Below are 20,596 nucleotides of genomic sequence, written 5' to 3' on the forward strand. Positions count from 1 at the left end.
AGGAAAGCCACGAATGCCGACGCGCCACATCCTTGCCCTGACAGGGCTCGACACCGATCACTTTCTTCAGGGGCTGACCACCAACGATGTGTCAGACATCGACGACCGGCTTGTCTATACCGCGATTCTGACGCCGCAAGGCAAATATCTGGCCGACTTTTTCGTGACCCGGCAGGGCGATACCGTTCTGGTCGATGTTGCGGCGTCCCTGGGCGACATGCTGGAAAAACGGCTGAACATGTACCGCTTGCGCGCCAAGGTCGAAATCGAAAAAACCGGCCTGAATGCGCAACGCGGCACCGGGCCTGCCCCAACCGGCGCCCTTGCAGACCCGCGTCACCCTGATCTGGGCTGGCGCCGCTATTCGACCGAAGAGGAATCAGATGATGGCACAGATTGGGATGCCATCCGCGTGGCGCATTGCATCCCCGAAACCGGTATCGAGCTGGGGCCGGACACCTTTATTCTCGAGGCCGGTTTTGAAGCGCTGCACGGCGTGGATTTCAAAAAGGGCTGTTACGTCGGTCAGGAAGTGACGGCGCGCATGAAACACAAAACCGAACTGCGCAAGGGGCTGGCCCGTGTCAGTGTAAGTGCACCGGTTCCGGTCGGCACCGAAATCATGGCAGGCGGCAAACCCGTTGGAACGCTGTTCACCCAATCAGATGGCGCCGGGATCGCATATCTTCGCTTTGACCGCGCACAGGGCGAAATGCAGGCAGGGACAGCGCGCATTCTGCGGCTTTGAACGTTACGATCCGTAGACCAGCCCCCAACGCTCGATCAGGTTTTGCTGCAACGTCTTTGCGCGACGGTTCCAGGGGCGTGCGCCTTCGGGGCGTTCGCGATCTGCGCGCTTGATCTTGTTGCGGGTCTGTTCATCGGCAGCAAAGATCGCAAACACCAGTTCGGTGCCGTCCTGCGCCGTCATGTAGCCCGCCAATCCGGAAACAAAATTCAGGGTGCCGGTTTTCGCGCTGACCTTGATGGGATGGTTTTTGTCGATCCGTCCCTTGCTGTCGCGCATTCCGATCGTTTTCAGTAGGGGGCGCAATCCCTGCCGGGATTTGGGATGGGCCAGCGCCTGCACCATATCGGCAGCGGAGATGCTGGATGCGCCGCCAAGGCCCGAATGATCTACAAGATCTATGTCGGTCAGCCCCATGGAAGATTGCGCCCACAGGTTCATTTCCCGCGCCGACGCCCGCAGCGACGTGATCTGCCCCGCGCGCACCGCCGATGTGGCCATGCCGACCATCTCCGCCGTCAGATTTGTCGAATATTTCAGCATATCGCGTAGTATATCTGTCAGCGGTTCGCTGGAATGGGTAACAAGAACACGGCCTGCCGGTGCGTCCTGCACCGTGACGGCCGCCTTCAACTGCACACCGTGCGCCCGCGCCAGCGTGCGAAACACATCGCCCGCGTAAAGCGCCGGCTTGCGCACCGGCAACCATCGCGCGCCGCTCTTGCCCAAGGCACCTTTGGCAACGGTCCACTGATCCTGCACACCTGTCGTGGCGTAGGTATAAATCGGGGTTGATCTGTCGGCGACCTGCATCCGCGCCACGGTGACATCGGGCCGGTATTTGTCGGACCGGGCATCCATCGTCACGCCGTAACCGTTCGACCCGCGCCGCCATTCGAAATGAACCCTGTTGAAATTCAGCGCAATGCCAGAAACGGCCGGGCTGTAGCCCACGTGATCCGGCTGGTCGGGGTCAATGCTGCTGACAAAAGGCAATGCGCCATCATAGACCAGAAAATCACCGCGCACCTCGCGCACGCCGCTGTCTTTCAGGCCCTGCGCCATTTCCGCCAGCGCGTTGGTATCCAGCGTCGGATCGGCGCCGCCTGCCAGCACCAGATCGCCCTGCAAAATACCGTTTTCGATCTTGCCAGCCGTCATAAGCCGGGTTTGGAACCGGTGTTCCGGCCCAAGAACATCCAGCGCGTAAAGTGCTGTGATCGCCTTGGCCACGCTGGCGGGAGGTATGCCTGTTGCGGCGTTGTGCCCTTCCAGCCGCAATCCGCTGTCGGCATCCGCCACCAGAAATCCAACCTCGCCGCGCACGCCCGATGCGTCCAGCAATGCCTTGGCCGCCGGTGCGGTGCGTTTGTGAAACCCGGCGCCGCGCAATTGTGGGCGCAACGAAACCGCAGGCGCTTCGGCCCAGACCGCCGTTGCCACACCGGACGCCAAACCGCCCAAAAAGACCCTTCGGGTAAACGTGTTTTTCATAGCCGCAATAAACCGCAGGCCGGTTGAACAGACAAGACGCATATGATCACTTTTGATCGCGCAAATCCCGTGATAGCCCCGCGCCATGGGTCAGGCCGTTTTTATCATGTTTGTGGCAATGTCACTTATTCCGGCAGGGGATACAGCGGCCAAGCTGTTGATCGGCCAGTACGGGGCTTCACCGTTTTTTGTGGCATGGTCACGGTTCCTGATCGGGGCACTGGCCATCCTGCCCTTTGCGCCAACGGCCACATGGGCCCTGTTTGCGAACTGGCGCATCTGGATGCGGGCCATGTTTCTGACGGTTGGCATCACGTCGATCCAGTTTGCCTTGCGATCCGAACCGATTGCGGATGTGTTTGCCGCCTTCTTCATCGGCCCGATCTTCAGCTATGTTCTGTCGGTGATTTTCCTGCGGGAACCGGTCACGTGGCAGCGGACCGCTTTGATCCTTTTGGGCTTTGCCGGTGTTCTACTGGTGGTGCGCCCCGGGTTTGGCGGTTCCGGCGGTCTGGCGTTCGCGGTTCTTGCGGGCCTGTGCTACGGCGCGTTTCTGACCACATCGCGTTGGTTGTCGGGGCTGGCAGCACCTGTATCACTGGTGTTTACGCAACTGGCGATCAGTGCAACGCTTCTAGCCCCGCTGGGCCTGCTGCAATTCCCGCAGCTTGGAATGCCGGTCGCGTCACTGACCCTCGCGAGTGGTCTTTTTTCCATGCTCGGCAATCTATTGTTGCTGTTTGCCTATCGCTTGGCACCGGCAACGCAACTGGCGCCGCTGGTCTATTTTCAGTTGCTGGCGGCGACCGCACTGGGCTGGGCCGTGTTTTCGGACCTGCCCGATACGCTGACATGGGCCGGTCTGGTTCTGGTCATCGGGTCCGGGATCACATCGGCGCTGTTGCGCCGCTGATCAGCGTTGCGCCGCCCGCAGTGCGCTTGAGGACATATCGACCATAGGAACGTTGACAAAACACAACGCCGGCGGTGCGGACCGTGCCAGAAGATGCGATGCACGCCCCGAAATGCGATAGGGCGCAAAAAGGCGGGCGGCGGGCGACATCCGCGCCGAAATCCGGTCACCGGGGCGGGCCAGTACGCCGACCGGGACCGACATCATGATTTTTCGCCAGTCCTGCCATTTGTGAAACTGCGCCAGATTGTCAGCGCCCATGAGCCAGACAAAATTCACCCCGGGATAGTGTCTGCGCAACGTTGCCAGTGTTTGTGCCGTGTACCGCGTTCCCAGCCGTGCCTCTATATCGGTAACTGTCACACGGGGATGCTGCATCATCGCGCGCGCCTGCTGCATCCGTTGCGAGAGTGGTGCCGGCCCCTGCGGTTTAAGTGGATTTCCCGGCGTCACCAGCCACCATACCCGATCCAGTCCAAAGCGTTTCAACGCTTCGGTTGTGATGTGGACATGACCGTGATGCGGCGGATCAAACGACCCGCCCAACAGGCCAACACTCTGGCCGCGCGCTGCTTTTGGAAACTCCGAATTCAAAACGGCCCCCGACACTGTGTCAGGGGCCGTTGAAGGATGCCTTGCATCAATTGTCAATCAAAACGCTTTGGCCTAGGCCTTGTGGCGTTTGATCTCTCCGGTTTTCAGGCGATCGAAATAGCTGCTCATCTCGCGCTTGACGATCGGCATCAGCAGGTAAAGCGCCGTGATGTTCACAACCGCCATGGCAAAGATCATCGCATCCGAGAAGTCGATGACAGCGCCCAGCTGGGCTGCCGCGCCTACCACCACAAAGAAGCAGAACAGCAACTTGAAGATCAGTTCATTTGTCTTGCCCTCTCCGAACAGATAGGTCCACGCCTTCAACCCGTAATAAGACCAGGAAATCATGGTCGAGAAGGCAAAGAGCACAACCGCGATGGCCAGAACATAGGGGAACCAGCTTAGCCCGCTTGCAAACGCTGCCGAGGTCAGCTGCACGCCCTGAACACCACCTTCTGTCATGATCTTGCCGTCTTCGCCCAGAATGAACAGGCCGGTTTCCGGATCAATCATCTGAACCCCGGAAATCGTGATCACCAGCGCTGTCATTGTACAGATCACCACCGTATCGATGAACGGTTCCAACAAGGAAACGACACCTTCGGTAATCGGCTCTTTTGTCCGAACGGCCGAGTGGGCGATGGCTGCAGAGCCGACACCCGCTTCGTTCGAGAACGCCGCCCGTTTAAAGCCTTGGATCAAAGCACCGACAAAACCGCCCGCGACACCAAGTCCGGTAAATGCACCGGCAAAGATCTGGCCAAATGCCCAGCCGATCATGTCATAGTTCATCAACAGGATCACAAGTGCCGTGCCCACATAAAGCAGCCCCATGAAGGGAACGACTTTTTCGGTGACACGCGCGATGGATTTGATCCCGCCAACGATGACGGCGAACACGACAAGGGCAAAAATGATACCGGTGATCCATCCCGGATAGTCGCCGACGATGCCCGAGATCTGCGCATGCGCCTGATTGGCCTGGAACATGTTGCCACCGCCAAATGCCCCGCCGATACAAAAGATCGCGAAAAGCACGGCCATGATCTTGCCACCGCGATACCCCCGTTCGTCGAACCCTTTGGTCATATAGTACATTGGTCCGCCGGACACTGTGCCGTCGGGATATTCATTCCGGTATTTCACACCCAGCGTACATTCGGTGAATTTCGAGGCCATACCCATAAGGCCCGCAAGGATCATCCAGAACGTGGCCCCCGGCCCGCCGATACCGACAGCCACAGCAACACCGGCGATGTTACCCAGACCGACCGTGCCGGACAACGCCGTTGCCAGAGCCTGAAAGTGGCTGACCTCACCCGCGTCGTTGGGATCTGAATAATCGCCCTTTACCAGGCTTATCGCATGGGAAAACGCGCGCAGCTGGATAAACCCGAAATAGATGGTGAACACTGTTGCACCCACGACCAGCCACAGCACGATCCAGGGAAAGGCCGTGCCCGGAAGTGGCGCGAAGATCAGATTGACGAACCAGCCTGTCGAATTTGCGAAAATTTCGTTCACGCGCGCATCGAAACTTATGGCGTCCTGTGCCAGCGTCACCCCGGGAAACAGGGCTGCCGCAGTGGCAAGCGTTGGAATTGAATATTTCATGTGAAATCCTCTCAGGGGATAATCGTGACGGGAACTGCCGCACTTGCGACAAGACGCCCGCTGACACTGCCGAACATGCGGTCTTTCAGACCCCGCGCGCCGACACGGCCCACGATGATCTGTTCCGCACCCAGTTCCTTGGCGAGATCGTCCAGTATTTCGGCGGCATCGCCGTGGCGCACGACTCCGGTCGCGGTATGGCCGTCCTGTTTTGCGGACGCCAGGGCAGGATCCAGCACGCGATCATGCGCCAGCTTCAATTCCTCTTCGCGGCGCTTGTGACGTTGTTCGTTTTCCTCTGGTGTCTGGAAGGTAAACGGCGACCATTCGATCACGTAGCACAGCGCTATCGTGCAATCGCCCATCCGCTTGGCCTGTCGTTTGGCAAACGCCAGCGCCTTTTCCCCTGCGGGCGAGCCATCAAGCCCGACCACGAGTGTTGTTTTTGACATGAGAAGTCCCTCTCCTGTTTTTTTGCGGGATTTATTGGCCCCCGCTTGATTGCGTCCGGATCGGCAACACGCCCACAACCGGAACGACAGGCTGTCAGCGTTCAGACAACCCGTGTTGCAGTGTAACAGTTTGGTAAAAGTCTTATCGCCCGATATGTGGGCACAGCGAAGATCATTCGACTGTTTTTTGACGAAAATTCAGTCTAAAATACCTCATATCTTCCGAAACTCAGTATATTTTCCGAAAATACAGGCACATGTGGCGCAGATGCTGCTGCCAGACTCCACCCAAAAAGGCGGCATTTACGGTCATATCTGCCCACAAATTATGCAAAAAAAACAATCGGTCAATCGTTTTCAGCGCGCGCCCGCCTGTCGCGCAATGGCCGCTGTCGGTCAAACCGCCGCTTTGGCCTGTGCCACAGGATCAAATCTGTCAGGCTGTTCATTGCCCGCATTGCCCCTTGTGCCTTGCATCGCTATCTAGCCATCTGAACACGATCTGTCCAAGGAGCATGCACATGGCCGCCTATCAATACGTCTATCACATGGAAGGGGTGTCCAAAACCTATCCCGGTGGCAAGAAATGCTTTGAAAACATCCATCTCAGCTTTTTGCCGGGCGTGAAAATCGGCGTTGTCGGCGTCAACGGATCGGGCAAATCGACCCTGATGCGGATCATGGCCGGTCTGGACAAGGATTTTCAGGGCGAGGCGTGGGCCGCCAAGGGCGCGCATGTCGGCTATCTGCCACAGGAACCGAAACTGGACGAAACCCTTGATGTGCGCGGCAATGTGATGCTGGGCGTGGCCGACAAAAAGGCCATTCTGGATCGCTACAACGAACTGGCGATGAACTATTCCGATGAAACCGCCGACGAGATGGCCGAGTTGCAGGACAAGATCGACGCCGAGAACCTGTGGGATCTGGACAGCCAGATCGATGTCAGCATGGAGGCGCTGCGCTGCCCGCCGGACGAGGCCGAGATTGCCACCCTGTCAGGCGGTGAAAAACGCCGTGTCGCACTGTGCAAGCTGCTGCTTGAAGCGCCCGACATGCTGCTGCTGGATGAGCCGACCAACCATCTGGATGCGGAAACCATCGCCTGGTTGCAACAGCACCTGATCGATTACAAGGGCACCATCCTGATCGTCACCCACGACCGTTATTTTCTGGATGACATCACCGGCTGGATCCTTGAACTTGATCGCGGCCGCGGCATCCCCTACGAGGGCAATTATTCGGCATGGCTGGAACAAAAGGCCAAGCGTCTGGCGCAGGAAGCGCGCGAGGACAAATCAAAACAGAAAACGCTGGAACGCGAACTGGAATGGATGCGGCAGGGCGCCAAGGCGCGGCAGGCCAAATCCAAGGCCCGGATCAACGCCTATAACGATCTGGCCGAACAGTCCGAACGCGAAAAACTGAGCCGCGCACAGATCGTCATCCCCAACGGCCCGCGTCTGGGCAGCAAGGTGATCGAGGTGAACGGCCTGTCCAAGCACATGGGCGACAAGCAGTTGATCGAAGGGCTTGATTTTTCGCTGCCCCCCGGTGGCATCGTCGGGGTGATCGGCCCCAACGGTGCGGGTAAATCGACCCTGTTCAAGATGCTGACCGGGCAGGAAAAGCCCGATGCAGGCACCATCGAATACGGCGATACGGTTGATCTGTCTTATGTCGATCAGTCGCGCGATGATCTGCAGGCCGATGATACCGTGTGGCAGGCGATCACCGGCGGTGCCGAGATTATCGAACTGGGAGATGCGCAGGTCAATTCGCGCGCCTATTGTTCGTCCTTCAACTTCAAGGGCGGCGACCAGCAGAAAAAGGTTGGCCTGCTGTCAGGCGGGGAACGCAACCGTGTCCACATGGCGCGCCTGCTGAAAGAAGGCGGCAACGTGCTGCTGCTGGATGAACCGACCAACGATCTTGACGTCGAAACCCTGCGCGCACTGGAAGACGCGCTGGTCGATTTCGCCGGCTGCGCCGTGGTGATTTCCCACGACCGGTTCTTTCTGGACCGGATCTGCACGCATATCCTCGCGTTCGAGGGCGATGCCCACGTGGAATGGTTCGAAGGCAATTTCGAGGATTACGAGGAAGACAAGAAACGCCGGCTGGGGGCCGATGCACTGGAGCCGAAGCGGTTGAAGCACAAGAAATTCGTTCGATAAATCGCAAAGCGATTTTCGGACGGGTGCGCGGCAGCGGGTGCATAGCACCTGCGTGCGCACTCGGTTGGGTTGGGGACGATTTCATTGTTTGAAACTGCCAATCAGTTCAAAGATATACCAGCCTCGGGGCGAAGTGCTTACAGTTCTGCTGTGAAACGAGCGAAGCGCTTGAACCGAGGGTATCTTTCAAAGAACGATTTTCTTCAAATCTGGAACCGTGCATCCGGGAGGTGTGAACTTTCAACATTGAAATTTACAGACATCCTGGAATTGAATGAAAAAGGGCGGAGTATTACAGACAGAATTCATTTCCGTGGCAACCGTCCCTCAATCAAATTCGCCCCGGCTTAGGATATGAACTCAACAACTGTCAGTTGGTTTACAAGGTCATAAATATAGGGAAGAACAGCTACAGCCAATCCAAATTTGAACGCTGGGTTCTCGCGGTAGCCCAAGTGATCGAAGAAAGGCCCAAGTAAAGAACATGTATTGTGTTCAGTCGTTTTTTCCACTATATGTTGTGATGGTAGCGGAGTCCATCATTGGGCGTGCGGCGGGTCGTGGCCCTTTGTTAAGGATAACTGCAACTCCTACGCAGAAGGTGCAAGCGCTTAGCGGTGCTATGTCAATTCCTTAGCAGGAAGCGGCTAAGGCGGTCCGACAGAACTCACGGTGGAGCTGTGAATAATCTGAGCGGGTGACCGTCGAACGGAAGCTCCAAGTAGCTATAGGAGCATGCCAAACCGCCGGAATTGGGGCGGTATATAAATACTGAGCGAGTTTTAACGCTCAAGGCCTTGAGCATCTCTAAGGACAAAATCCAATGAGATACTTAAAAAGGCTGAAAGGGCGAGTGACGTATTCCGACATAGTCGGAACTATGTCTCTCTTGCTGGCGATACTTGATTTAGTCTTGTAACGTTGGGCGGTCTTCGGACCGCCCTTTCTTTTTTGGGAGCGCCCCCCGCCTTGACACAGATTAAAGCACGCCGCGCGCCGCGCGCTAGGGTGTCGCAATGCGCGCCGGACCTTGCGGCGCATTTCGCAGGCTTTCACTGATAAGGCATTTCATGACTCAGGATGTCGTCATCACCTTCAACGCAGGTTCCTCCAGCCTGCGCTGTGGCGTTTTTCGCCTGACCGGCGCTGATCCCGAACCGGTCGGCACCTTCGGCATTCGCGGTATCCCCGACCGTATGGTGCTGACGCGGCGTGATATGCAGGCCGGCACGCAGGACGAAACCACCCTGCCCGAGCCGCAAAGCCCCGAGCGCGCCCACCCCGAGGCGTTGGGCCACATGATTGAGCGGCTGGACGGGATCGCGGGCACCTACACGATCCGCGCTTTTGCGCACCGGATCGTGCATGGCGGCGCAGATTACGCCCATCCGGTGCGCATCGACGATGATGTGATGACACATCTCAAGGCGCTGGAACCGCTGGCGCCCAGCCACCAGCCCCACAATCTGCGCCCGATCCGCCGGATGCGCGACCATTACCCCGATGTGCCGCAGATCGCGTGTTTCGATACCGCATTTCACCGCACCCAACCGCGTCTGGCGCAACTGTTCGCGCTGCCCCGCGCGCTGGGGGATGCGGGCATTCTGCGTTACGGGTTTCACGGCCTGTCCTATGATTACATCGCCCACCGGCTGGAACGCGATTATCCCGATCTGGCTCGCGGGCGCGTGATTGTCGCGCATCTGGGCCACGGGGTCAGCCTGTGTGCGCTGAAAGACGGGCAAAGCATTGCCACCACCATGGGCCTGACGGCGCTGGACGGCATGCCGATGGGTCAGCGCTGCGGCACGATTGACCCCGGCGTGGTGCTGCATCTGATCATGGATCGCGGGTACAGCGCGTCCGAAGTGCGCGATATGCTGTATGAAGAATCCGGCCTGATGGGCGTGTCCGACATCAGCGGCGAAATGAACGATCTGCTGGCCAGCGACGATCTCCATGCCGCTGAAGCCATTGACTATTTTACCTATCACTTCACCCGAAACGTCGGGGCCTTGCAGGCCACATTGGGCGGGGTGGATGCGATCGTGCTGACCGGTGGCATGGGCAAATACATTCCCGCCCTGCGCGCCCGTCTGGTTGATGCGCTGGCTTGGATGGGCATCGCGCTGGACAGGGATGCCAATGCCGCAGGCGGCCCGGTTCTGACGACACAAGACAGTCGCTTTCCGGTTCTGATGCTGCCAACAGACGAAGAACTGATCCTTGCGCGGGGCGCGGCCGGCATTCTGGACAAGGGCTGACGCCGCCAGATATTGAAACGCACGAGGATTTTTGCGGAAAGTCCGTTTTTTGTCGCTATTCTTATGATCCGTGTCCGTTTCCGGCAGGGCTTTGATGCTGGTCTGTTGCAACAGTGCTGCCCAAAGGAGGCCCCGCATGCGATATTCCGGCTTCAAGGTGATCAAAGAGGCGCTGACCGGCCACAAAGGCTGGACGCCCGCGTGGCGCGATCCTGCGCCACAGGCCGATTATGATATCGTGATCATCGGCGGCGGCGGGCACGGTCTGGCGACGGCCTATTATCTGGCCAAACAGTTCGGCGGCAAGCGCATCGCGGTGCTTGAAAAAGGCTGGATCGGTGGCGGCAATGTCGGGCGCAACACCACCATCATCCGGTCCAACTATCTGCTGGATGGAAACGAGCCGTTCTACGAATTCTCGCTCAAGCTGTGGGAAGGGCTGGAACAGGATTTCAATTTCAACGCCATGATCAGCCAGCGCGGCATTCTGAACCTGATCCACACCGATGCGCAGCGCGATGCGTTCATCCGGCGCGGCAACGCGATGATGCTGAACGGGGCGGATGCGGAATTGCTGAGCGTGGCCCAGATCCGCGCGCGCTATCCTTTCATGAATTTCGACAATGCGCGCTTTCCCATCAAGGGCGGGTTGGCGCAGCATCGCGGCGGCACGGTTCGCCATGATGCGGTCGCGTGGGGCTATGCGCGCGGCGCCGACGCGCGCGGCGTGGACATCATACAGAATTGCGAAGTCACCGGATTCCGGATCGAAAACGGTATCTGCAAAGGTGTCGAGACCAGCCGCGGCTTTATCGGCGCATCCAAAGTGGGCTGCGCCGTTGCCGGATCATCGGGGCGGCTGATGGCCAAGGCAGGGATGCGTCTGCCCATCGAAAGCCACGTGTTGCAGGCCTTTGTATCCGAAGGATTGAAACCGGTGATGCCGGGGGTCGTGACCTTTGGCGCGGGCCATTTCTATTGCAGCCAGTCCGACAAGGGCGGGCTGGTGTTTGGCGGCGATATCGACGGCTACAATTCCTACGCCCAGCGCGGCAACCTGCCGGTGGTCGAAGACGTGGTCGAAAGCGGCATGGCGCTGTTTCCGATGCTGGGCCGCGTGCGATTGCTGCGGATGTGGGGCGGGATCATGGATATGTCGATGGACGGATCGCCCATCATTGACCGCACTCATATCGGCGGTCTCTATTTCAATGGCGGCTGGTGTTACGGCGGGTTCAAGGCCACGCCCGCGTCAGGCTGGTGCTTTGCGCATCTTCTGGCCCGCGATGAACCCCACCCCGTGGCCACGGCCTATCGGTTTGACCGGTTCGAAAAGGGCCGCATGATTGATGAAAAAAGCATGGGCGCGCAGCCCAATCTGCACTGAGGGACAAAGCACATGATTATCAATCACCCGCTTCTTGGCCCGCGTGACGCGCAGGAATTCACCTATCTGGGGGATGCGTCACTGATCGACCGGCCCGACTGGCAGGCGCCTGATGCGGCCCGCACGTTTTACGAATACCTTTACCTGCGCGACAACCCCGCCGGTGAACACCGCGAATTGTGGTTCCACGAACAGGGCGACAGAAGCTGGCTGGTCGTAACGCGCAACACCCTGACCCACGAGATTACCAAAGTAGAGTTGGCCCGCGAAGTTGCCCGCACACGGGGGCGCAGCGCATGACCCAGTTGAACAGGCTTGCCGGCGGTCAGATCGACCGGTCCGAACCGATGACATTTACCTTTGATGGTAAATCCTATCAGGGATACGCCGGCGATACGCTGGCTTCGGCGCTTTTGGCCAACGATGTGCGCCTGATGGGCCGATCATTCAAATATCACCGCCCGCGCGGCGTGCTGAGTGCGGGATCAGAAGAACCCAACGCGCTGGTCGAACTGCGCAGCGGCGCGCGCCAGGAACCCAACACGCGCGCCACCACCGCAGAACTGTTCGACGGGCTGGTGGCCAACAGCCAGAACCGCTGGCCGTCGCTGACATTCGATGCAATGGCGATCAACGACCGGTTCAGCAATTTTCTGACTGCGGGCTTTTATTACAAAACCTTCATGTGGCCAGCCGCGTTCTGGGAAAAACTGTACGAACCGATCATTCGCCGCGCCGCAGGTCTGGGGACCGCGGCGCTGGAGCCAGACCCCGACAGTTACGACAAGGGGTTTTTGCATTGTGATCTTCTGATCATCGGGGCCGGGCCGGCCGGATTGTCTGCTGCGCTGACGGCGGGGCGTGCCGGGGCGCGGGTTATTCTGGCGGACGAAGATTTTGCCTTTGGCGGGCGGTTGAACGCTGAAACGCTGGATATTGGCGGGCAATCAGGCGCGCAATGGGCCGCAGCCAGCGCAGCGGAACTTGCCGATATGCCAAATGTGCGCCTGATGGCGCGCACCACGGTGATCGGGGCCTTTGATCACGGCGTTTATGGCGCGGTCGAACGGGTTAGCGATCATCTGCCCACCCCCGCCCCCGGCAAGCCGCGCCAGATCTTCTGGCGCATCACGTCGAAACGGGCACTGCTGTGCGCCGGTGCGATCGAACGACCCATTGCGTTTGAAAACAACGACCGCCCCGGCATCATGCTGGCGGGGGCGATGCGTGCCTATGCCAACCGCTGGGCCGCAACACCCGCACACAAGGTTGCCGCGTTTACCAACAACGATGACGGGCACCGCACCGCCGTTGATCTGATCGCCAAGGGCGTCACCGTTGCAGCAGTGATCGACACCCGCACAGACGCGCCCCGGATCGCCGATTGCGAATTGCTGGCCGGTGCGCAGGTCATCGACACCAAGGGCCGTCTGGGCCTGCGTTTCGTCGAAATACGTCTGGCGTCGGGCCAGACACGCCTTATCGAGTGTGGCGCACTGGGTGTGTCGGGCGGGTGGAACCCGAATGTCGGACTGACCTGTCACCAGCGCGGTCGCCCCCAGTGGCGCGAAGATATCGCCGCCTTTGTACCGGGTGCAGATGGCCCCGCCGGGCTAAGTTGCGCCGGGGCCGCACTGGGCGAATTCAGCACCCATGCCGCACTTGGCACCGGATCAAAGGCAGCCGCTGCGGCCCTGCGCGATATCGGGATCAAGGCCCGCGCCCTGCCCGCGCCCAAGGCCGAGGATGCGCCTTTTTCGCTGTCACCGTTCTGGCATGTGACCGAAGGCAAGGGGCGCGCATGGCTGGATCAGCAGAACGACGTAACCGTCAAGGACGTGAAACTGGCGCATCAGGAAAACTATCGTTCGGTCGAACATCTTAAGCGTTACACGACGCTTGGCATGGCCACGGATCAGGGCAAGACATCGAATATGGGCGGTCTTGCGATCATGGCCGAACTGACTGGCCAGACGATACCACAGACCGGTACAACGATTTTCCGCCCGCCCTACACGCCTGTGTCGATGGGCGTGCTGGGGGGCCGGTCGGTCGGCACCGATTTTCGCCCCCTTCGTAAAACGCCCAGCCACGTTTGGGCGCAGGAACAGGGTGCTGTCTTTGTCGAAGTCGGGATGTGGTTGCGCGCGCAATGGTACCCCAAAGCCGGCGAAACCGAATGGCGCCAAAGCGTCGATCGCGAAGTGCTGGCGACCCGCAAAAGCGTTGGCATCTGCGATGTGACTACGCTGGGCAAGATCGATGTGCAGGGCAGCGATGCGGCCGCATTTCTGAACACCGTCTATTGCAACGGTTTTGCCAAACTGGCCGTCGGCAAGACGCGCTATGGGCTGATGCTGCGCGAAGACGGGATTGCGATGGATGACGGCACCGCGGCGCGACTGGCCGAGGATCATTTCGTTGTCACCACCACCACGGCCAACGCGGTGGGTGTGTACCGTCACATGGAATTCGTGCGCCAGTGCCTGTTTCCCGACATGGACGTACAGTTGATTTCCACGACCGAAGCATGGGCACAATATGCCGTGGCAGGCCCGAATGCGCGCAAACTGCTGCAAAAGATCGTCGACCCGAAGTTTGATCTGTCAAACGATGCGTTCCCGTTCATGGCCTGTGGTGAAATCACCGTTTGCGGTGGTTTGCGCGCACGGCTTTTCCGGATATCGTTCTCGGGTGAACTGGCCTACGAAATTGCGGTGCCGACACGCTATGGCGATGCCATGATCCGCAGATTGATGGCGGCGGGCGAAGAATTCGATGTGGTCCCCTACGGAACCGAAGCCTTGGGCGTCATGCGCATCGAAAAGGGCCATGTGACCGGCAACGAGCTGAATGGCACGACCACCGCGCTGAATCTGGGCATGGGTCGTATGGTGTCCAAGGCGAAGGACAGTATCGGGTCGGTCCTTTCCGAGCGAGAAGGGCTGAACGCCCCGGATGCGCTGGTTCTGGTCGGCCTGCAACCGGTCGACAAGTCGCACCGTGTTCTGGCGGGGTCCCACCTGATGACCAAAGGACACGATGTGAACGCAGCCAATGATCAGGGCTACATCACCTCTGCCGCCTATTCGCCGCATCTGGGATGCTCGATTGGCCTTGGCTTTCTGAAAAACGGCGGCGCGCGCAAGGGTGAGGTGATCAAGGCGGTCAGCCCGCTGACCGGCCTGAACGTCGATCTGGAAGTGGTCAGCGCGCATTTCATCGATCCAGAGGGGGAGAGGCTTCGTGCATGATCTGACAGCAATCACCGCCCTGGGGGGCAGCGTCGCGCGTGTCGATCACGTTGGTCCCATCACGCTAAGCGAACAGCCCGATTGGGTGTTCGCATCCGTTGCCGCGCGTTTGGGGCAGGAAAGCAAATGCAAGACAGCCCTGAAAAAGCTGCTGGGGGCAAAAGCGCCTGATGTAGGGGGCGTGTGCGTTGGAAAAGACCTGACAGCGTTCTGGACGGGGCCGGACCAATGGATGATCGAAGCCCCGTTTGCTCAGAATGAAGACATCGCCGCACAGGTGAAATCGGCTGTTGGCACAACAGCAAGTGTGAGCGAACAAACAGATGGCTGGTGTCGCTTTGACATGCTGGGCGACGGTGTCGTCGCTGTGTTCGAACGGCTGTGCAACGTCAACGTGGCTGCCATGGCCACAGGCACGGCAACACGCACCGTTATTGAGCATCTGGGGTGCTTTGTGATCTGCCGAGACGCAGGCACGCATCTGTCCGTCATCGGGCCGCGATCTTCGGCAGGGTCCATGCACCATGCGTTACTAACCGCAATGCGGTCTGTCTGGTGATCCGGTTCGCACCAAAACCATCCGTATAGGGCGCTTATGGGTCACAAAGCCTACAAGGTTTCCGCGTGAGCGCGCTATCGCTTGGTCTGTGTGCCGCGCTGGCGTGGGCCATTCATGATCTGTGCCTGCGCTATGTCAGCCAGCGGGCGGGTATCCTGCCAGCGCTGGCAGTTGTGCTTTTGACCGGCGCGCTGCTGGTGCTGCCGGTGGCAGCGTGGGTTGGCGCGTGGCAGGACATGTCAGGCACTGCCTTGGTGGCCTCTTTGTTTACCGGGCTGGCCTTCGCGTTCGCCAGTGTTGGTCTTTACAAGGCGTTCCAGATCGGCCCCGTCGGTCTGGTCGCGCCGGTGATCGGGGCCTATCCGGTGCTGTCACTGGCGCTGGCCGGTATCGAAGGTGATCCGGTCAAGGCCACGGACTGGGCGGCGGCCGTTGTTGTTATCGCAGGGATTACCGTTGTCGCGGTTCTGGGGCGTGACAGCAGATCGGGCGGATCACGCGCCGTGGCGCTGGCATGGGCCGTTCTGGGCGCAACGGGGTTCGCCCTGACCTTTGCGGTCGGGCAATATGCCACGCGCATCACCGGCGAATTACCGGTTCTGGCCATTGCGCGGCTGGCCGCGATCGCCGTGATCGTGCCCCTGGCGCTGCGCACGATCGACCCGATGCGCGGCATCATCCGGCATATGCCGCTATTGCTGCTGATGGGGGCGCTGGACGCGCTGGCCCTTGGGGCCGTGATGATCGCGGCACCGCTGGATCATCCTGAGTTTGCCGCTGTCGGCGCGTCTGCGTTCGGGATCCTCACCATATTGCTGGCGCGGATGGTATTGGGCGAACGGATGGCACCGGGCCAATGGGGCGGTGTCGTGCTGGCCTTTGCCGCTATCGGGTATCTGGGGTTGTGACCGCGCGGCATCAGCGCGGCAGAACACACAGCATTTCGTAAAGAAGGTTGGCGCCGATCAGCGCCGTGTTGCCGCTGGTATCATAGGGTGGCGACACCTCGACCAGATCACCTCCGACAAGGCTCAGCCCCGCGCAGCCGCGCACGATTTCCAGCGCCTGAATGGTGGTCAGCCCGCCAATTTCAACAGTTCCGGTTCCGGGTGCAAAAGCGGGATCAAGGCTGTCGATATCATAGGTCAGATAGGTCGGCGTATCGCCAATTCTGGCGCAGATATCAGCCATCAGAGGTGTCAACGACTTGTGCCAGCAGTCTTCTGCCGGAACCACGGTAAAGCCCTGCTTGCGGCCCCAGTCGAAGTCATCGGGCGCATAGCCGGTGCCGCGCAGCCCGATCTGGAATACCTTGTCATTCACCAGCAACCCGTCTTCGACCGCGCGGCGGAACGGCGTGCCGTGGGCGATCTTTTCGCCGAACATCTCGTCATTGGTGTCGGCATGGGCATCCACATGGATCAGAGCAACAGGCCCGTGTTTCCCGGCAATGGCGCGCAGCACCGGATAGGTCAGCGTATGATCGCCCCCCAATGTCAACGGCACAGCGCCATGCGACAGGATATCGTCATAGGCCGCCGTGATGATGTCAGCCGTCTTTTTCAGATCGAATGTGTTGATCGCCACATCACCTATATCGGCCACCTGCATTTCAGCAAACGGGGCCGCACCGGTGGCCATGTTGAACGGGCGCAACATGCAGCTTTCGGCGCGGATGGCGCGCGGACCATGGCGGGTGCCTGCACGGTTCGATGTGCCGATATCCATCGGCACCCCTACAAAACAGGCATCAAGCCCCGCAGCACTGTCCTGACGGGGCAGGCGCATCATCGTGGCATCACCGGCAAAGCGGGGCATATCATTGCCGCCAAGCGGCTGGTTGAAAGGGCGGTCTGTGGCGGTTGGCATGCTGGCGTTCCGTTCTGCTGGTTCCTTGCGCAGAATCCACATCCCGGATGCCATTTGCAATCGCTATCTGCACTGCCGGCCCCCATCGCCCCCTCGCAGTGGCAAAGGCGACTTTGACGCTGATCAACACGCGCGCCCTTTACTCTTGCTAGAGCGGTTTTTATCCTGCCCGTTCCCGACCGGACCTGCCGATTATGACCTTGCCCGCCTTTACAACGAAAAACCTGACCAAGGTCTATGGCGAGGGCCGTTCGGCGGTACATGCGCTACGCGGCGTTGATGTTGAAATTCCTCAGGGCGAGATTGTCGTCCTGCTGGGCCCCTCGGGCAGCGGGAAATCAACCTTGCTGAACATTCTGGGCGGTCTGGATAGCGCCACGGACGGCACCGCGCAATTCCGCGATCAGATGCTGACCGATATGCAAGACCGGGAGTTGACCCGCTACCGGCGCGATCACGTGGGGTTTGTGTTCCAGTTTTATAATCTGATGCCGTCCCTTACCGCCTATGAAAACGTTGAACTGGTGACCGAGATTGCCCGCGACCCGATGGACCCGGCCGAGGCGCTGCACATGGTGGGTCTGGGTGGCAGGATGGATCATTTTCCCTCGCAGATGTCGGGGGGCGAACAACAGCGCGTGGCCATCGCCCGTGCCGTGGCCAAACAGCCCGATGTTCTGTTCTGCGATGAACCCACCGGCGCGCTGGACAGCACCACAGGACGCACGGTTCTTAAGGTTCTGAAATCCGTCAACGAAACGCTGGGTGCGACTGTCATGATCGTAACCCATGCCGCCAGTCAGGCCGCGATGGCGGATCGCGTCATCCATTTCGCCGATGGCAATATCCGCGAGATCGTCAAGAACAAGACCAAGCAGAGCCCGGACGAAATCGCATGGTAGGCGCGCTTGATCACAAGCTGCTGCGCGATCTGTGGCGGATGAAGGGACAGGCGATAGCTATCGGACTGGTGATCGGCATGGGCGTCGCCCTGCAAGTGATGATGAGCGGGCTTGTCGCCACTTTGGGTGATACGCGCCAGGCCTATTACGACCGGTTCCGTATGGCCGAGGTTTACGCCCCGGTCACGCGCGCGCCATCCCATCTTACAGACCGTCTGGCGCAGATACCGGGCGTTGCGGCCGCCGAAGGACGTGTCAGCGGCGATGCCCTGATCGATATTCCCGGACAGGCCTTGCCGATGCAGGCGCGGGCCGTGTCGCTGCCCGATATCGGCACGCCGCGTCTGAACGCCGTACATCTGACCGATGGACGAATGATCAACGCCGCCCGTGGCGATGAGATACTGCTGCTGGATACGTTCGCGCGTGCCAACGGTCTGGGCCCCGGCGATCAGATTACCGCCACGATGAACGGCGCACGCCACAGCTTTCGCATCACCGGACTCGCACTGGGGCCGGAATTTGTTTACGTCACATCGCCGGGCGAACTGATGGCGGATGACGCCCGTTATGGCGTCATCTGGATGAGCAGTTCTGCCCTGTCGGCGGCCTATGACATGAAGGGCGCCTTTAACGAAGCGCTGATCAGTCTGACCCGGAACGCCCGCGAGGCCGCCGTGATCGCTGCTGCAGATCGTATTCTTGCGCCCTATGGCGGGCGCGGGGCCTACGGGCTGGATGATCATATGTCCAACCGGTTCCTGAATGATGAAATAACGCAATTGAAAACACTCAGCCGCGCCATTCCGCCCATTTTCCTCGGGGTGTCGGCCTTTCTCCTGTATATCGTGATTTCGCGGATGATTCAGGCCGAACGCGAAGAGATTGGCCTGATGAAGGCCTTTGGCTATTCCGATGGCGAAGTGGTGTGGCATTACCTGAAATTCGTCATCGTGATTGCGGCAGGCGGGGCGCTGGTCGGCTGCCTTCTGGGTATCCTTCTGGCGCGGCTGCAGGCCAACATGTACCTTGATTTCTTCAAGTTTCCGTTTCTGCTGTTCCGGCAGGATCCGGTTTCTTTCGTGATCGGTGTCAGCGTCAGCGTTCTGACGGCTTCGGCCGGCGGTTTGATCGTCTTGCGCCGCGTCTTTGCGCTGACACCCGCCACCGCCATGCGGCCCCCAGCCCCTGCCGATTACAGCCGCGCGGGACGCTATGCGCCATGGCTGGCGCGCATTCTGGACCAGCCCAGCCGCATGGTGCTGCGCCGGTTGACCCGCCATCCAATGCGCATGGCGGGCGCAACGGTGGGGATTGCCTGCGGCATGGCGCTGAATGGTGCGATGCTTACGTTGTTTCAGGGATTTGACCGCACGATCGATCTGTCGTTCAGCGTGATGGACCGGTCTGATCTGACGCTGGTGTTTACCCACGCCGTTTCGCAGGACAGCATTTCGGACTTGCGCCGCCTGCGCGGCGTGACACGTGTGGAACCGGCGCGGATAGTGCCGGTTGTGCTGCGCAACGGAGTCTATGATTATCGCGGCGCTCTCAGCGGGCTGGATCCCGATGCACATCTGGTGCGGGCGATGAACGCGGACCTGACACAGGTCAGCCTGCCCGACAGCGGCATCGTGTTATCAACGACACTGGCCGATCTGTTGCAGGTCCGCCCCGGAGACTTGCTGGAAATCGATGTGCGCGAAGGCCGCCAGCCGCTGTTGTCCCTGCCGGTTGTGGCACTCTCGGAAACCTTACTTGGGGCCACCGCCCACATGGACAGGCATGCCCTGAACCGTGCATTGGGTGAACCCCTGCGCGTGTCGGGTGCGTTTCTGGCTGTGGACCCCGCGCAAGCCGACGCAGTGTACGCGGCCTTGCGCGGTATGCCCACGGTTGCCGGCGTCAGCCGGTCTGATGATTCCGAACAGGCCTTGCAGGACATGATGAACGAAGGTGCGGGTGCCACCCGGTTTGTAATGGCCGCCATCGCGTTCGTGATTGCCTTTGGCGTTGTCTATAATGCCGCCCGCATCGCGCATGCCGAACGGGAACGCGATCTCTCCAGTCTGCGCGTGATTGGTTTCAGCCGTGGCGAGGCGGCGTTTGTCCTGTTGGGCGAACTTGGCGCTGTCGTGTTGGCAGCATTGCCGTTGGGGGTGGTGCTGGGCCATGTCGTCGCCATGCTGATGTCATGGGGGTTTTCCAACGAAAACTACCAGATACCGGCTGTGTTCAGCCCGTCCAGCCACGGGGCTGCAGCCCTTGTAGTGGTGTCAGCCGCCCTGCTGTCGGGCTGGTTGGTGAAGCGCGATATCGACAGGGCCGATCTTGTGTCGGCTTTGAAAACAAGGGAATGATGTGAC

Annotated in this window: 16 protein-coding genes; 11 read left to right on the top strand and 5 right to left on the bottom strand. The window is 59.8% G+C overall.

The genetic code is table 11. The annotated features are described in order from the left end of the window. Window positions 1-13 precede the first annotated feature (13 nt). A complete protein-coding gene (locus OLX72_RS02225; protein ID WP_433989691.1) occupies window positions 14-748 on the top strand; it encodes a YgfZ/GcvT domain-containing protein in 735 nt (244 codons plus the stop codon). Window positions 749-751: 3 nt separating this feature from the next. Here OLX72_RS02225 and dacB read toward each other — a convergent pair whose 3' ends face one another. Further along, the gene (gene dacB / locus OLX72_RS02230; protein ID WP_433990425.1) at window positions 752-2,242 is read right to left on the bottom strand and encodes a D-alanyl-D-alanine carboxypeptidase/D-alanyl-D-alanine endopeptidase; all 1,491 of its coding nucleotides are present in this window, start codon (window positions 2,240-2,242) and stop codon (window positions 752-754) included. 106 nt (window positions 2,243-2,348) lie between these two features. Between dacB and OLX72_RS02235 the strand changes: the two genes are divergently transcribed. Next, the gene (locus tag OLX72_RS02235) at window positions 2,349-3,155 is read left to right on the top strand and encodes a DMT family transporter (RefSeq protein ID WP_433989692.1); all 807 of its coding nucleotides are present in this window, start codon (window positions 2,349-2,351) and stop codon (window positions 3,153-3,155) included. On the opposite strand, the gene OLX72_RS02240 is transcribed toward OLX72_RS02235, so the two are convergent. The 3 genes from OLX72_RS02240 to OLX72_RS02250 all read right to left on the bottom strand — a co-directional run bounded on the left by OLX72_RS02240 (window position 3,156) and on the right by OLX72_RS02250 (window position 5,818). Beyond that, window positions 3,156-3,749, bottom strand: coding sequence for a nicotinate-nucleotide adenylyltransferase (locus tag OLX72_RS02240; RefSeq protein WP_114872078.1), 594 nt, complete (start codon window positions 3,747-3,749; stop codon window positions 3,156-3,158). Between the two features lie 72 nt (window positions 3,750-3,821). Next, window positions 3,822-5,366 carry an alanine/glycine:cation symporter family protein gene (locus tag OLX72_RS02245; RefSeq protein ID WP_433989693.1) on the bottom strand — a complete coding sequence of 515 codons (1,545 nt, stop codon included), beginning with the start codon at window positions 5,364-5,366 and terminating at the stop codon, window positions 3,822-3,824. Window positions 5,367-5,377: 11 nt separating this feature from the next. Continuing rightward, the gene (locus tag OLX72_RS02250) at window positions 5,378-5,818 is read right to left on the bottom strand and encodes a universal stress protein (protein WP_114869050.1); all 441 of its coding nucleotides are present in this window, start codon (window positions 5,816-5,818) and stop codon (window positions 5,378-5,380) included. A gap of 521 nt (window positions 5,819-6,339) precedes the next feature. Here OLX72_RS02250 and ettA point away from each other — a divergent pair. From ettA to OLX72_RS02285, 7 genes are all read left to right on the top strand, one after another. Beyond that, window positions 6,340-7,995, top strand: coding sequence for an energy-dependent translational throttle protein EttA (gene ettA, locus OLX72_RS02255; RefSeq protein WP_114872077.1), 1,656 nt, complete (start codon window positions 6,340-6,342; stop codon window positions 7,993-7,995). A 1,070-nt stretch (window positions 7,996-9,065) separates the two neighbouring features. After that, on the top strand, window positions 9,066-10,259 hold the full coding sequence (locus OLX72_RS02260; protein WP_433989694.1) for an acetate/propionate family kinase: 1,194 nt from the start codon (window positions 9,066-9,068) through the stop codon (window positions 10,257-10,259). Window positions 10,260-10,395: 136 nt separating this feature from the next. Beyond that, entirely contained in the window at window positions 10,396-11,646 is a 1,251-nt protein-coding gene (locus tag OLX72_RS02265) for a sarcosine oxidase subunit beta family protein (RefSeq protein WP_433989695.1), read from the top strand. Between the two features lie 12 nt (window positions 11,647-11,658). Further along, window positions 11,659-11,946: a sarcosine oxidase subunit delta gene (locus tag OLX72_RS02270; RefSeq protein WP_433989696.1), complete on the top strand. Its 288-nt coding sequence runs from the start codon at window positions 11,659-11,661 to the stop codon at window positions 11,944-11,946. After that, on the top strand, window positions 11,943-14,900 hold the full coding sequence (locus tag OLX72_RS02275) for a sarcosine oxidase subunit alpha family protein (protein ID WP_433989697.1): 2,958 nt from the start codon (window positions 11,943-11,945) through the stop codon (window positions 14,898-14,900). The genes OLX72_RS02270 and OLX72_RS02275 overlap by 4 nt, the downstream gene beginning before the upstream one ends. Continuing rightward, window positions 14,893-15,459 (top strand): sarcosine oxidase subunit gamma, encoded by a 567-nt coding sequence (locus tag OLX72_RS02280; RefSeq protein ID WP_114869045.1) that lies wholly within the window; start codon window positions 14,893-14,895, stop codon window positions 15,457-15,459. Before OLX72_RS02275 ends, OLX72_RS02280 begins: the two co-directional genes overlap by 8 nt. A gap of 65 nt (window positions 15,460-15,524) precedes the next feature. Further along, window positions 15,525-16,367, top strand: a complete 843-nt coding sequence (locus OLX72_RS02285) for an EamA family transporter (RefSeq protein ID WP_433989698.1) — start codon at window positions 15,525-15,527, stop codon at window positions 16,365-16,367. A gap of 10 nt (window positions 16,368-16,377) precedes the next feature. Here OLX72_RS02285 and speB read toward each other — a convergent pair whose 3' ends face one another. Further along, window positions 16,378-17,328: an agmatinase gene (gene speB, locus OLX72_RS02290; protein ID WP_433989699.1), complete on the bottom strand. Its 951-nt coding sequence runs from the start codon at window positions 17,326-17,328 to the stop codon at window positions 16,378-16,380. Between the two features lie 194 nt (window positions 17,329-17,522). Between speB and OLX72_RS02295 the strand changes: the two genes are divergently transcribed. Both OLX72_RS02295 and OLX72_RS02300 read left to right on the top strand, forming a co-directional pair. Continuing rightward, window positions 17,523-18,230, top strand: a complete 708-nt coding sequence (locus OLX72_RS02295) for an ABC transporter ATP-binding protein (protein WP_433989700.1) — start codon at window positions 17,523-17,525, stop codon at window positions 18,228-18,230. Beyond that, window positions 18,224-20,590 (top strand): ABC transporter permease, encoded by a 2,367-nt coding sequence (locus OLX72_RS02300; protein ID WP_433989701.1) that lies wholly within the window; start codon window positions 18,224-18,226, stop codon window positions 20,588-20,590. Before OLX72_RS02295 ends, OLX72_RS02300 begins: the two co-directional genes overlap by 7 nt. Window positions 20,591-20,596 lie beyond the last annotated feature (6 nt).

This window comes from Sulfitobacter sp. TBRI5 (genome assembly GCF_051013555.1).
Classification (GTDB): Bacteria; Pseudomonadota; Alphaproteobacteria; order Rhodobacterales; family Rhodobacteraceae; genus JL08.

What these genes read in the sequence shown, in the direction of transcription:
- OLX72_RS02225 (WP_433989691.1), top strand. Translation starts at nt 14, where the DNA reads ATGCCGACGCGCCACATCCTTGCCCTGACAGGGCTCGACACCGATCAC.
- dacB (WP_433990425.1), bottom strand. Translation starts at nt 2,242, where the DNA reads ATGAAAAACACGTTTACCCGAAGGGTCTTTTTGGGCGGTTTGGCGTCC.
- OLX72_RS02235 (WP_433989692.1), top strand. Translation starts at nt 2,349, where the DNA reads ATGTTTGTGGCAATGTCACTTATTCCGGCAGGGGATACAGCGGCCAAG.
- OLX72_RS02245 (WP_433989693.1), bottom strand. Translation starts at nt 5,366, where the DNA reads ATGAAATATTCAATTCCAACGCTTGCCACTGCGGCAGCCCTGTTTCCC.
- OLX72_RS02250 (WP_114869050.1), bottom strand. Translation starts at nt 5,818, where the DNA reads ATGTCAAAAACAACACTCGTGGTCGGGCTTGATGGCTCGCCCGCAGGG.
- ettA (WP_114872077.1), top strand. Translation starts at nt 6,340, where the DNA reads ATGGCCGCCTATCAATACGTCTATCACATGGAAGGGGTGTCCAAAACC.
- OLX72_RS02260 (WP_433989694.1), top strand. Translation starts at nt 9,066, where the DNA reads ATGACTCAGGATGTCGTCATCACCTTCAACGCAGGTTCCTCCAGCCTG.
- OLX72_RS02265 (WP_433989695.1), top strand. Translation starts at nt 10,396, where the DNA reads ATGCGATATTCCGGCTTCAAGGTGATCAAAGAGGCGCTGACCGGCCAC.
- OLX72_RS02270 (WP_433989696.1), top strand. Translation starts at nt 11,659, where the DNA reads ATGATTATCAATCACCCGCTTCTTGGCCCGCGTGACGCGCAGGAATTC.
- OLX72_RS02275 (WP_433989697.1), top strand. Translation starts at nt 11,943, where the DNA reads ATGACCCAGTTGAACAGGCTTGCCGGCGGTCAGATCGACCGGTCCGAA.
- speB (WP_433989699.1), bottom strand. Translation starts at nt 17,328, where the DNA reads ATGCCAACCGCCACAGACCGCCCTTTCAACCAGCCGCTTGGCGGCAAT.
- OLX72_RS02295 (WP_433989700.1), top strand. Translation starts at nt 17,523, where the DNA reads ATGACCTTGCCCGCCTTTACAACGAAAAACCTGACCAAGGTCTATGGC.
- OLX72_RS02300 (WP_433989701.1), top strand. Translation starts at nt 18,224, where the DNA reads ATGGTAGGCGCGCTTGATCACAAGCTGCTGCGCGATCTGTGGCGGATG.